Origin of the sequence: Nocardioides endophyticus, from assembly GCF_039543845.1 — a bacterium.
Classification (GTDB): domain Bacteria; phylum Actinomycetota; class Actinomycetes; order Propionibacteriales; family Nocardioidaceae; genus Nocardioides; species Nocardioides endophyticus.
Map to the genome: position 1 here is coordinate 1 of NZ_BAABKN010000012.1, position 11,987 is coordinate 11,987.

Annotated in this window: 12 protein-coding genes and 1 pseudogene; 12 read left to right on the plus strand and 1 reads right to left on the minus strand. The window is 70.1% G+C overall.

Annotation, left to right across the window (positions count from 1 at the left end; genetic code table 11):
• From ABEA33_RS08795 to pcrA, 9 genes and pseudogenes are all read left to right on the plus strand, one after another.
• Nucleotides 1-321 (plus strand): annotated as a pseudogene (locus ABEA33_RS08795) (methyl-accepting chemotaxis protein); the annotation flags it as partial.
• Nucleotides 322-452: 131 nt separating this feature from the next.
• Entirely contained in the window at nt 453-1,367 is a 915-nt protein-coding gene (locus ABEA33_RS08800; RefSeq protein WP_345526384.1) for a hypothetical protein, read from the plus strand.
• 126 nt (nt 1,368-1,493) lie between these two features.
• Entirely contained in the window at nt 1,494-2,618 is a 1,125-nt protein-coding gene (locus ABEA33_RS08805; RefSeq protein WP_345526385.1) for a protein-glutamate methylesterase/protein-glutamine glutaminase, read from the plus strand.
• Entirely contained in the window at nt 2,615-3,451 is an 837-nt protein-coding gene (locus ABEA33_RS08810; protein ID WP_345526386.1) for a CheR family methyltransferase, read from the plus strand. The genes ABEA33_RS08805 and ABEA33_RS08810 overlap by 4 nt, the downstream gene beginning before the upstream one ends.
• The gene (locus ABEA33_RS08815) at nt 3,439-3,825 is read left to right on the plus strand and encodes a response regulator (protein WP_345526387.1); all 387 of its coding nucleotides are present in this window, start codon (nt 3,439-3,441) and stop codon (nt 3,823-3,825) included. Before ABEA33_RS08810 ends, ABEA33_RS08815 begins: the two co-directional genes overlap by 13 nt.
• Before the next feature lies 1 nt (nt 3,826).
• Nucleotides 3,827-4,273, plus strand: coding sequence for a chemotaxis protein CheX (locus tag ABEA33_RS08820; protein ID WP_345526388.1), 447 nt, complete (start codon nt 3,827-3,829; stop codon nt 4,271-4,273).
• 57 nt (nt 4,274-4,330) lie between these two features.
• Nucleotides 4,331-4,693 (plus strand): response regulator, encoded by a 363-nt coding sequence (locus ABEA33_RS08825; RefSeq protein ID WP_345526389.1) that lies wholly within the window; start codon nt 4,331-4,333, stop codon nt 4,691-4,693.
• 7 nt (nt 4,694-4,700) lie between these two features.
• Complete coding sequence (locus ABEA33_RS08830) at nt 4,701-5,171, plus strand: hypothetical protein (RefSeq protein WP_345526390.1); 471 nt, start codon at nt 4,701-4,703, stop codon at nt 5,169-5,171.
• 56 nt (nt 5,172-5,227) lie between these two features.
• Nucleotides 5,228-7,639 (plus strand): DNA helicase PcrA, encoded by a 2,412-nt coding sequence (pcrA, locus tag ABEA33_RS08835; RefSeq protein WP_345526391.1) that lies wholly within the window; start codon nt 5,228-5,230, stop codon nt 7,637-7,639.
• A 424-nt stretch (nt 7,640-8,063) separates the two neighbouring features.
• Here pcrA and ABEA33_RS08840 read toward each other — a convergent pair whose 3' ends face one another.
• Nucleotides 8,064-9,104: a M23 family metallopeptidase gene (locus ABEA33_RS08840; RefSeq protein WP_345526392.1), complete on the minus strand. Its 1,041-nt coding sequence runs from the start codon at nt 9,102-9,104 to the stop codon at nt 8,064-8,066.
• Between the two features lie 238 nt (nt 9,105-9,342).
• Here ABEA33_RS08840 and ABEA33_RS08845 point away from each other — a divergent pair, with 238 nt between their 5' ends.
• The 3 genes from ABEA33_RS08845 to sucD all read left to right on the plus strand — a co-directional run bounded on the left by ABEA33_RS08845 (nt 9,343) and on the right by sucD (nt 11,978).
• A complete protein-coding gene (locus ABEA33_RS08845; protein WP_345526393.1) occupies nt 9,343-9,771 on the plus strand; it encodes a cobalamin B12-binding domain-containing protein in 429 nt (142 codons plus the stop codon).
• Between the two features lie 138 nt (nt 9,772-9,909).
• On the plus strand, nt 9,910-11,079 hold the full coding sequence (sucC, locus tag ABEA33_RS08850; RefSeq protein WP_345526394.1) for an ADP-forming succinate--CoA ligase subunit beta: 1,170 nt from the start codon (nt 9,910-9,912) through the stop codon (nt 11,077-11,079).
• Nucleotides 11,080-11,081: 2 nt separating this feature from the next.
• The gene (gene sucD, locus ABEA33_RS08855; protein WP_345526395.1) at nt 11,082-11,978 is read left to right on the plus strand and encodes a succinate--CoA ligase subunit alpha; all 897 of its coding nucleotides are present in this window, start codon (nt 11,082-11,084) and stop codon (nt 11,976-11,978) included.
• Nucleotides 11,979-11,987: the final 9 nt, after the last annotated feature.

The window sequence follows — 11,987 nt, forward strand, 5'->3', positions numbered from 1 at the left end:
CGGGTCGAGGCCATCCAGGGCGACACCACCGGTGCCGTCGAGGCGATCGGCGAGATCTCCACGATCATCGGCTCGATCAACGACTACCAGCTCACCATCGCCTCGGCGGTCGAGGAGCAGACCGCGACCACCAACGAGATGTCGCGCAACGTCGCCGAGGCCTCGACCGGGTCCGGCGAGATCGCCACCAACATCAACGGGGTCGCCACTGCCGCCGTCACCACCACCCAGGCCGTGAACCAGACGCTGTCCGCCATCGGCGAGCTCGCCCAGATGGCGGCCACGCTCCGGGTCGAGATCTCCCGGTTCCACCAGGACTGATCTGGGGAGCAAGACAGCGACAAGGCGCCGACAAGGGTCCCGCAAGACCCTGACCAGCACCAGAGCCCTCGGGCTACCATCGACCCCGTCCGGTCTCGTGATCCCGGACGGGGTCGATAGCATTTTCGGTCGTGAGGGACGGGAGCGAGCCAGTGGCGTACACCGTGATCGGTGGGCCTGCCCTCGGCTTCGACCTCGCCCGCCTACCCGGTGGGCACCAGGTGGCCGACGTGCTGCGGGTGGCCCTGGCCGCAGGTCCCGACGACCTGGAACGGCTCGCGGACTGTCACCCAGGTGCTGGCGACCGCGAGGAGTGGCGCCGGGCGTGCGCCGAGCCCGCCACCGGTACGCCGGCGATGAGCGACGCGCTGCCTCTGGCCGGCGCCGCGCTCGAGGAGGCGGCGGCGGGGGAGACCGCGCTGCTCCGCCGGCTCGAGACCAGCCTGCTCGGCGATGCCCGGGCACTCGACCGACTGCTTCGCCGGGATCTCCTCGACTGGACCTGGCTGCACAGCGGCTCCATCGCCGTCCAGGACCCGGTGGCCTCGCTCGCCGCCGACGTGCTCACGGACGCCGCGACCAGTGCCTACCTGCGCGAGGACCTTCCGGCCGAGCTGCGTCGCGCGATGGCCGGCCCGTTCGTGCGAGCCGGACTCGCTGCCGCCGACGAGCACGACGAGATCTCGCTGGGGCTGCCCGACGTCGACGCCCGTCTGGCGACCCTCGCCGGCGCGGACGCCGAGGTGCGCGCGACCTGGCGTCGGGTGGTCGACGAGCTGCGGGCCCACACCGCCCAGTGGGCTCCGGCCATGCACCAGGCGACCTGGGCGCTGTCCCTGGCCGACCGGCTCCGGGTCGCCTGCGACGCCCAGCTGGCCGCCGTCATCGCGTTCCAGCGGGCCGACTTCGGAGCCCGCGACGCGTCGTACGGCGTGTGGAACGCCTGGTCCGGTGTGGTCCAGGCGAGCACCGTGAGCGACCTGCTGTCCGCCGACGACGCCGATGTGCTGCTGCGTCCGTGGCGTGCCGTCTACGACCGGTCCTGACCACGTCACTCCTTTCGCTGTTCTTCTCTCCTCACGCCGCTCAGGTCCATCGGGCCACGGCCGATGAGAACTTCGCCGGCCGCAAGGGCCGGTGCAGTGGCGAGGACCCAGAAGTAGGTGCAGAGCATGGCCCGGATCCGGGTGCTCGTAGTCGACGACTCTGTCGTGATCCGCAAGCTGGTCTCCGACCTGCTCGCCGAGGATCCCGACATCGAGGTCGTCGGCACGGCCGTGAACGGCCGAGCGGGCCTGCAGAAGATCGCGCTGCTCAAGCCCGACCTGGTCACGATGGACGTCGAGATGCCCGAGCTCAACGGCATCGAGACCGTGCGCAGCCTGCGGCAGTCCGGCAGCCGCATCCCGGTCATCATGTTCAGCACGCTGACCGAGCGGGGCGCCGAGGCCACGCTGGACGCGCTGGCCGCCGGGGCCTCCGACTACGTCCCGAAGCCGGCGAACGTCGGCAGCGTGGGCCGCTCGATGGAGCAGGTCCGCGAGGCCCTGATCCCGCGCATCAAGTCCCTCGTCCCACGCCCCGGGCTCGCCAGCGTTGTCGGCGGCGTGCTGCCGCCGCGTCCGGCACCCGTGACGCTGCGGAGGCCGGTCGCTCGGCCCCAGGGTGGGCACCGGCTTCTCGTCATCGGTGCCTCGACCGGCGGACCGGAGGCGCTGAGCACGCTGCTCGCGGCGCTGCCGCCGCTGCCCGTGCCGATCGCGGTCGTCCAGCACATGCCGCCCCTGTTCACCACCCAGTTCGCTGCTCGCCTCAACCGTCAGCTCGACGTCGAGGTGACCGAAGCCGCGCACGGACAGGTCCTTCGACCGGGCACCGTCTGCATCGCTCCCGGTGAGTTCCACCTCGAGGTCGTCTCCGACACGCGCGGCCTGGTCACCCGACTCACCCAGGATCCGCCCGAGAACTACTGCCGCCCAGCGGTCGACGTGCTGTTCCGCAGCGCTGCCGCCGCAGTCGGTGGCTCGGTGCTCGGCGTCGTGCTCACGGGCATGGGCGCCGACGGTGCCAAGGGCTCGCGCAACATCGTCGACCGCGGCGGCGCCGTACTGGCCCAGGACCAGCACAGCGCCGTGGTCTGGGGCATGCCGGGTGCGGTGGCCAACGCCGGTCTCGCCGAGCTCGTGCTGCCTCTCGGCGACCTTCCCGCAGAGATCTCTCGCCGTCTCGTGCACCCGCACGTGGGCGGCTCCCTCAGCAACGCCATGAACAGCGCAGTAGCAGGAGGTGCACGGTGACCATCAGTCCCCAGGCCTTCACCTTCGTCCGCGAGCTCGTCCGCGCCGAGAGTGCGATCGTGCTCGACACGGGCAAGGAGTACCTCGTGGAGTCCCGGCTCGTGCCGCTGGCCCGCGCGGCCGGCCACCCCGACGTCGACGCGTACGTCGCCGACCTGTCCAAGCGCCGTACTCCTGCGGCGTTGAAGCTGGTCGTCGAGGCGTTGACCACCAACGAGACCTCGTGGTTCCGCGACTCGGACCCCTTCACGGCCCTGCGGCAGGCCGTCTTCCCGGCGTTGGCGAAGACCAGGACCAACCGCACCCTGCGGATCTGGGCCGGCGCCTGCTCGAGCGGCCAGGAGCCGTACAGCATCATCATGACCGCGTTGGACACGCCCGAGCTGGCCGGCTGGAAGATCGAGCTCGTCGCCACCGACCTGTCGGAGGAGATGCTCACCCGGTCCCGCAAGGGCGAGTACTCCCAGCTGGAGGTCAACCGCGGCCTGCCGGCGACGACCCTGGTCCGGCATTTCGAGCGCGCCGGCCTCAACTGGCGGATCAACCAGTCGATCAGAGAACGTGTGGACTTCCGTCAGCTGAACCTGACCCGGCCGTTCCCGCCGATGGGCCGGTTCGACGTGGTGTTCCTCCGCAACGTGCTCATCTACTTCGACCTGCCCACGAAGCGCGACGTGCTCAAGCGCGTCCGCCAGGTGATGGTCCCTGACGGCCACCTCTTCCTGGGGGCGGCCGAGATGACGATGGGCGTGGACGACGCGTGGGAGCGCGTCCCGGCAGGACGGTCTTCGGTGTATCGGATCAGAGAGGAACAACGCACATGCGTGCTTTGATTGTCGACGACTCCCGAGCGATGCGTCGGATCGTCGGCCGCATCCTCGGGGACGCGGGCTTCGAGGTCCTGGAGGCCGGCGACGGCCAAGAGGCACTCACGGTGCTGGAGGGGCTCGACGGTGCTCCGGACCTGGCCTGTGTCGACTGGAACATGCCGGTGATGGACGGTCTGACGTTCATCACCGAGGTCCGCAAGCGGCCCGAGTGGCGCTCCATCACGCTGATGATGGTGACCACCGAGAGCGAGTCGGACCGGATCGTACGAGCGCTGGCGGCCGGCGCCCACGAATACCTCATCAAGCCGTTCACGGGTGAGGCCATGCTGGAGAAGCTCGACCTGCTCGGTCTCCTCCGAACCTCGACGGAGGTCTGACATGACCATCTCAAGCGCGCCCGACCAGGCGCTCGTCCTGGCGGCCATCGAGCAGGTCTGGGGCTCCATGCTCTTCGCGACCGCCGAGGCCTGGCCGTCCGACCGGGCCGCCGACTTCGAGACCGGCGTTCAGGCGCAGATCGAGCTGCGCGGTGACTGGAACGGTCGTCTCGTCCTCACCTGCGACAGCGACGTCGCCACCCAGATCGCCGGTGCGATGCTCGGCCTCGGTCCCGAGGAAGAGCTGCCCGAGCTCGACATCCACGACGCCGTGGGCGAAGTCCTCAACGTCGTCGGCGGCAGCGTCAAGGGCGCTCTCGTCGGCACCTGGGCGCTCGGCCTGCCAGGCGTCTCCGAGACCACCGGAGCCCCGGCGCGCGACGAGTCGTTCGTCGTCTCGTGGGGCGACGCCCCGGTCTACGTCCAGATCGTCCCGGATGCGGCCTGAGCGTCGTACTGCCCCCAGACCCAGCACCACAGTAGTACCGAGCAAGAAGGGAACATCATGAAGATCCTCATCGCCGATGACAGCAAGGTCATGCGTCAGATCGTGCTGCGGACCATGCGTCAGGCCGGCTTCGGCCACCATGACTTCGTGGAGGCAGTGGACGGCGCCGAGGCCCTGGACAAGGTCGCCGCCGAGGCGCCCGACCTGGTCCTCTCGGACTGGAACATGCCGAACAAGACGGGCATCGAGCTGCTCCGTGCGCTGCGTGGCAGCGGCAACACGGTCCCGTTCGGCTTCGTGACGTCGGAGGGCTCCGAGGACATGCGCGCGACGGCCGCCACGGCCGGCGCCATGTTCCTCATCGCGAAGCCGTTCACCGCCGAGCACTTCGAGTCCGCGCTCTCCGAGATGCTGGGCTGAGGCCGCCGTGCTTCCCGGTCGCAAGGAGATCAAGGACCTGTTCGAGGGACTGCTCGGCCGCGAGATCGCCATCACCGACGGCCTACCGGTCGACATCGGCATCCCCAAGCCGGTGGTCGCGTCGTACGTCGACGACTACGGCCACCTGCGCGCCGTCGCCGTGATGAGCTTCGGCCTGGCCGCGCGCAGCGGTGCGGCGCTCGCACTGATCCCCAAGGGCGCTGTCGAGGCGGCCGAGGAGGACCGGGTGCTCCCGCCCAACCTGTTCGAGAACGCCTACGAGATCTGCAACGTGCTCGCGGCGCCGTTCGGTGACGCGATGGGCGAGCACCTGCGTCTCGCGGACGCCTACCCGCCCTCTTCGCCGGTGCCCGCGAACCTCCTCAGCATCGCGGCGCAGGTCGCCGCGCGCGAGGACGTGGACCTCGAGATCACGGGCTACGGCACCGGGTCGCTCTCGCTCGTCGTCGCGGCGTGAGACGGGCCTGACCTACGTTCGGCCACCGGGGGTGGTCGAACGTAGGCTGGGCGGAGATGAGTACGTCGATCCCGCTACCCGGCCTCGAGTCCGTCGCGCCCTCCGATCCGCCGCCGCGCAGGGGTCCGAGCCGTGACGAGCTCCTCGAGGGACTGAACGAACCGCAGCGCGCCGCCGTGATGCACGACGGGGCGCCGCTGCTCGTGGTCGCCGGCGCCGGATCCGGCAAGACCCGGGTGCTCACCCGGCGGATCGCGTGGCTGATCTCCGAGCGCCGGGCGCACCCCGGCTCGATCCTCGCGATCACCTTCACCAACAAGGCCGCGGCCGAGATGAAGGAGCGGGTCGAGGACCTGGTCGGCAAGCGCGCGCGGATCATGTGGGTGTCGACCTTCCACTCCGCGTGCGTGCGCATCCTGCGCAAGGAGTCGGACAAGCTGGGCTACAAGTCCAACTTCTCCATCTACGACGCCGCCGACCAGAAGCGGCTGATGACGCTGGTCTGCAACGACCTCGATCTCGACCCGAAGCGCTTCCAGCCCGGCGCGATGCTGCACTGGGTCTCCAACCAGAAGAACGAGCTGCGCGACCCCGAGGACGCCGCCAAGGACGCGCGCAACAACCTCGAGGAGACGTACGCCGCCGTCTACGCGACGTACCAACGCCGGCTCCGTGAGGCCAACGCCCTCGACTTCGACGACCTGATCATGGGCACCGTCCACGTCCTGCAGACGTTCCCGGAGGTGCGCGAGACCTACCGGCGGCGGTTCCGGCACGTGCTCGTCGACGAGTACCAGGACACCAACCACGCGCAGTACGCGCTGATCCACCAGCTCTGCGCCGACAATCCTGAGGACATCGACGATTCCGAGCGAGTCGAGCCCGCGGAGCTGATGGTCGTCGGCGACGCCGATCAGTCGATCTACGCGTTCCGGGGCGCCAACATCCGCAACATCCTCGACTTCGAGCAGGACTTCCCCAACGCCACCTCGATCCTGCTGGAGCAGAACTACCGCTCCACGCAGACGATCCTCAACGCCGCCAACGCGGTGATCGGTCACAACAAGGGCCGCAAGGAGAAGCGGCTGTGGTCGGACGCCGGCGACGGCGAGCGGATCGTCGGGTACGTCGCCGACGACGAGCGCGACGAGGCCCGGTTCGTGTCCGAGGAGATCGACAAGCTCACCGACGAGGGCCAGCTCCGGCCCGGCGACATGGCGGTCTTCTACCGGACCAACGCCCAGTCCCGGGTGTTCGAGGAGGTGTTCATCCGCACCGGTCAGCCCTACAAGGTCGTCGGCGGGGTGCGCTTCTACGAGCGCCGCGAGGTGCGCGACGCGCTGGCATACCTGCGGATGCTGGTCAACCCGGCCGACCAGGTGTCCCTGCGCCGGATCCTGAACACCCCGAAGCGTGGCATCGGCGACCGCGCGGTCGCCTGCGTGCAGGCGCTCGCCGACCGCGACCGGACGACGTTCTGGGAGGCCCTGCGGCGCGCCGACGAGGCGCCCGGCCTCGCCACCCGGTCGATGTCCGCGATCCAGGGCTTCGTCGCGATGGTCGAGGAGCTGCAGTCGATGGTCGACGCCGGCGAGCGCGCCGACGTCGTACTGGAGAGTGTGCTGGCCCGGTCCGGCTACCTGACCTCGCTCGAGGAGAGCGACGACCCGCAGGACGAGACCCGGCTGGAGAACCTCGCCGAGCTCGTCGCCGTCGCCCGGGAGTTCGCCGAGGACCCGCTGGCCGGCCCGTCCGCGGATCCGACGGACGTCGAGGCCGGCATCGTCGCTCCGGGCCTGGGCGACTTCCTGGAGCGGGTCGCCCTCGTGGCCGACACCGACCAGCTCCCCGACGACGACCCCGACGACCAGGGGGTGGTCACGCTGATGACGCTGCACACCGCCAAGGGCCTGGAGTTCCCGGTCGTGTTCCTGACCGGCCTCGAGGACGGTGTCTTCCCGCACTCCCGGGCCCTGGGTGACCAGACCGAGCTCGAGGAGGAGCGCCGGCTGGCGTACGTCGGCGTCACCCGCGCCCGCGAGCGGCTCTACATCTCTCGCGCGGTCGTGCGCTCGGCCTGGGGAGCGCCGTCGCACAACCCCGGCTCCCGGTTCCTCGACGAGCTGCCGGTCGACCTGGTCGACTGGCGCCGCACCGAGGCGGCACAGACCCAGTGGTCCCGGCCCGACCTCGCGAGTGGCTCGGCGGCCCGGCTCGGCGCGCCGACCGCGGCGGGCCGGCGCAACTTCTCTGCCGCCGCCGTCCGCGCCGACGCGGCCGCCCGGGCCAAGCCGGCCCGGGAGATCCCGAGCCTCGAGCCCGGGGACCGGGTGCTGCACGACTCGTTCGGCATGGGCACGGTCGTCGCCCTCGAGGGCGTGGGGGAGAAGACGGTCGCCTCGATCGACTTCGGGTCCGAGGGCGTCAAGCGCCTGCTGCTCCGCTACGCGCCGGTCGAGAAGCTGTAACCGGGCGTCCCCGCTGCGCGGGAACGCCCGGTTCGCTGGGCTCGCCGTGTCGCCGGTTGGGTACGTCGTGGTGCTGGTCCGCGGCGGCGCCACGCCTCGCTTTACGCTTCCCGGGCGTCCCCGCTCCGCGGAGCCGGATGGGTGCTGTCCGCCGGTGGTTGAGGAGGGCCACTGGGCCCGTCGTCTCGGTGGTTGAGGAGGGCCGCTAGGCCCGTCGTCTCGGTGGTTGAGGAGGGCCGCTAGGCCCGTCTCGAAACCCCCGAAAGTCGAGAAGCAGCCCGAAGGCCGGCATCACCGTGGGCGCGCACCTCACCGGGTCTCGACACGCTCTTCGCGCCTTCGTTCCTCAGGCGCGGAGGCTGCTCGACCACCGATAGCCCTACCGGAGTCGCGATCGACGGCTTCGCCGCCGACAGCGGCTCCGTCAGGGCTGCAACCCGTGCACCACGAGCGCGGCGTACGGGTCGACCGGGTCGCCGCCGCCGGGACGCACCTCGAGGTGCAGGTGCGGACCGGTCACATTGCCGGTCGATCCGACGAACCCGATGGCGTCGCCGCCGCTGACCTTCTGGCCGACGCTGACGGAGTAGGAGGTCTGGTGGCAGTACCAGAGCTCGGTGCCGTCATCGAGGGTGATCACCGTCTTGTTGCCGTACGCGCCGTCGTAGCCGACGGAGGTCACCACGCCGTTGGCGACCGCGTGGATGGTGGTGCCGCTGGGCGCAGCGAAGTCCAGGCCCGTGTGGTAGTGCGACCAGAGGCCGCTCGAGTCACCGAAACGGGCGGTGAGGTGGTAGCCGGAGACCGGTAGGACCCACCGGTTGAGCTTGAGCTTGGCGGCCTGCTGCTCGATCTCGTCGGCGTACTTCGCGAGGGCGGCGTCGCGTTGCTTGCTCTGCGCCTCGGCCTGGTCCACCAGCTTGTCGTCCGCGGTGTCGGCGAGCGCGTCGCGGCGGGAGTCGCGGCTGACGGTGCGTCGGTCCAGGAGGCTGACGCTGCCGATGCTGCTGGCGCCGGTGAGGGCGCTGGCCTGGCTGAACCGGGGGGTCTCGTCGCTGTCGAGCCCGCCGGCGGCGGTCAGGGCGCCACCGGCCGAGATCGCGAGAGCGGCGAGGCCGAGCATGACCGGGGCGCCGGGGAGCCCGCGGAAGAGCGGACCGCGGGAGGAGCTACGGCGAGCGCCGGCCGTCGACGGACCGGTGCGCGGCGTGTGCGCGGCGCGGACGCCGCCGATGCGCGACGTCTGGTAGACGACCGGGCGCTCCGCGAGCTCGGGCGGCGGGTACACCGTGACCGGCAGGACCTGGGTCTCCTCGTCCTCGCGGAGGACGGCGGCTACGGGGGTTGCAGAGGGCGGGGCGGACCGGCGGCCGGGCTTCTCTGCGCGACGCTTCCCGGCCACTGGGGTCGGGGGGTCCGAGGGACGGCGGCCGTGGCCGCGACGTTCCGCTCGGTGGTTACCCATACGTTTGCTTCTCCGCTGCTCGGGGTTCAGACGGCGAGGTTGGACTGTAACGGATTGATCACGGCGCCGGGACACCGGGCTCAGATCTTTGTGGACGATTTTCGTCGGGGTCGACTCTCTCACGAGTCGGCCCAGAAGTGACATCGGCCGTTCGGTCCCCCTCGAAACCACCTGGTTGGTTTCTTTACCTGACTTACCGAGAAGTGTGGAGACTCATGCCTGGGGTTAGCCTCGCAGCATGACTACCTCACCGGCGCGACGGATCCGCATCGTCGTCGGCAAGCCGGGCCTGGACGGTCACGACCGAGGGGCCAAGATCGTGGCCCGCGCCCTGCGCGATGCCGGCCACGAAGTGGTCTACACCGGTCTGCACCAGACTCCGGAGCAGATCGTGGAGACGGCGATCCAGGAGGACGCCGACCTGATCGGGCTCTCGGTGCTCTCCGGTGCCCACATGACGCTCTTCCGCCGGCTCGTCGAGCTGCTCGCCGAGCGCGACGCCTCCGACATCGTCATCTTCGGCGGCGGGATCATCCCGGAGGAGGACATCCCGGTCCTCGAGGAGCTCGGCGTCGCCAAGGTCTTCACCCCGGGCGCCACCACCGGTGAGATCAGCGGCTGGGTGGCCGAACACTTCGCCGAAGAGTCGTCGGAGCGCTCTGACTGAGCCCGGCCCGTGCCGGACGTCACGTCCCCGCGCCCTCGTCGTACTCCATCGAGCCGTCTAAGGTGCGACAGACACCCCGAGCGTGTGGCGGTCGTCTCGCGCGCCTGCCCGCTCCGACAACGAGGACTTGGTGGATCTGTGGATCTGATGGAATTCCAGGCGAAGGAGCTCTTCGCCAAGCATGGCGTGCCGGGCACCCCCGGCATCGTCGCCAACACCCCCGCCGAGGCCCGAGCCGCCGCTGAGCAGCTCGGCGTGTGCGTGGTCAAGGCGCAGGTCAAGGCCGGCGGTCGCGGCAAGGCCGGCGGCGTCAAGCTCGCCAAGACCCCGGACGAGGCCGAGCAGCACGCGACCGCGATCCTCGGCATGGAGATCAAGGGCCTCACCGTCAACCGGGTCCTGATCGCCCCGGCCGCGAGCATCGAGGAGGAGTACTACTTCTCCTTCCTGCTCGACCGTGCCAACCGGCGCTACCTCTGCATCGCGAGCGTCGAGGGCGGTGTCGAGATCGAGGAGGTCGCGAAGACCAACCCCGACGCCGTCAAGCAGATCCCGATCGACGCCGGCATTGGTGTCGACGAGGCCAAGGCCCGCGAGATCGTCGCCGAGGCGGCCTTCCCCGAGGCCCTCACGGAGCAGGCCGTCCAGACGGTCCTCGCCCTGTGGAAGGTCTTCGTCGAGGAGGACGCCACGCTCGTCGAGGTGAACCCGCTGGCCCGTCTGGCCGGTGACAAGCTCGAGGCGCTCGACGGCAAGGTCTCGCTGGACGAGAACGCCGAGTTCCGTCACCCCGAGCACGCCGAGTTCGAGGACAAGGCCGCCGCCGACCCGCTCGAGGCGAAGGCCAAGGAGAAGGGGCTCAACTACGTCAAGCTCGACGGTGCAGTGGGCATCATCGGCAACGGCGCCGGCCTGGTCATGTCGACGCTCGACGTGGTCGCGTACGCCGGTGAGGCGCACGGCGGGGTCAAGCCCGCCAACTTCCTCGACATCGGTGGCGGTGCGTCCGCCCAGGTGATGGCCGACGGCCTCGACGTCATCCTCAACGACCCGCAGGTCAAGAGCGTGTTCGTGAACGTCTTCGGCGGCATCACGTCCTGCGACGCGGTGGCCAACGGCATCGTCGGCGCCCTCGAGATCCTCGGCGACGAGGCGAGCAAGCCCCTCGTCGTACGCCTCGACGGCAACAACGTGGAGGAGGGCCGCCGCATCCTCGCGGAGGCCAACCACCCGCTGGTGACGCTGGTGGACACCATGGACGGCGCGGCCGACAAGGCCGCCGAGCTCGCGAACAAGGCAGGGGTCTGAACATGTCGATCTTCCTGAACAAGGACTCCAAGGTCATCGTCCAGGGCATCACCGGCGGCGAGGGCACCAAGCACACCCGCCTGATGCTCAAGGCGGGGACCAACGTCGTCGGCGGCGTCAACGCCCGCAAGGCCGGCACGACCGTGACCCACCAGGACGCGGACGGCAACGACGTCGAGCTGCCCGTCTTCGGCTCGGTCGCCGAGGCGATCAAGGAGACCGGCGCCGACGTGTCGGTCGCCTTCGTGCCCCCGGCGTTCACCAAGGACGCCGTGATCGAGGCCATCGACGCCGAGATCGGCCTGCTGGTGATCATCACCGAGGGCGTGCCGGTGCAGGACAGCGCCGAGTTCTGGGCCTACGCCCAGGGCAAGAGCACCCGCATCATCGGCCCGAACTGTCCCGGAATCATCACCCCGGGCGAGGCGCTCGCGGGCATCACCCCGGCGACCATCGCTGGCAAGGGCCCGGTCGGCCTGGTGTCGAAGTCGGGCACGCTGACCTACCAGATGATGTTCGAGCTGAAGGACTACGGCTTCTCGACCGCCATCGGCATCGGCGGCGACCCGATCATCGGGACCACCCACATCGACGCCCTCGCGGCGTTCGAGGCGGACCCCGAGACCAAGGCGATCGTGATGATCGGCGAGATCGGTGGCGACGCGGAGGAGAAGGCCGCGGCGTACATCAAGGAGCACGTCACCAAGCCCGTCGTCGGGTACGTCGCCGGCTTCACCGCTCCCGAGGGCAAGACGATGGGCCACGCCGGCGCGATCGTCGCCGACGGCGCGGGCACCGCCCAGGGCAAGAAGGAGGCCCTCGAGGCCGCCGGGGTCAAGGTCGGCAAGACGCCGTCCGAGACCGCCGCCTTGATGCGGGAGATTCTCAAGAACCTCTGATCCAACGCC

Bases quoted from the DNA above. Each gene is read 5' to 3' on its own strand.
- ABEA33_RS08805 (WP_345526385.1), top strand. From the start codon at position 1,494: ATGGCCCGGATCCGGGTGCTCGTAGTCGACGACTCTGTCGTGATCCGC.
- ABEA33_RS08815 (WP_345526387.1), top strand. From the start codon at position 3,439: ATGCGTGCTTTGATTGTCGACGACTCCCGAGCGATGCGTCGGATCGTC.
- ABEA33_RS08820 (WP_345526388.1), top strand. From the start codon at position 3,827: ATGACCATCTCAAGCGCGCCCGACCAGGCGCTCGTCCTGGCGGCCATC.
- ABEA33_RS08825 (WP_345526389.1), top strand. From the start codon at position 4,331: ATGAAGATCCTCATCGCCGATGACAGCAAGGTCATGCGTCAGATCGTG.
- pcrA (WP_345526391.1), top strand. From the start codon at position 5,228: ATGAGTACGTCGATCCCGCTACCCGGCCTCGAGTCCGTCGCGCCCTCC.
- ABEA33_RS08840 (WP_345526392.1), bottom strand. From the start codon at position 9,104: ATGGGTAACCACCGAGCGGAACGTCGCGGCCACGGCCGCCGTCCCTCG.
- ABEA33_RS08845 (WP_345526393.1), top strand. From the start codon at position 9,343: ATGACTACCTCACCGGCGCGACGGATCCGCATCGTCGTCGGCAAGCCG.
- sucD (WP_345526395.1), top strand. From the start codon at position 11,082: ATGTCGATCTTCCTGAACAAGGACTCCAAGGTCATCGTCCAGGGCATC.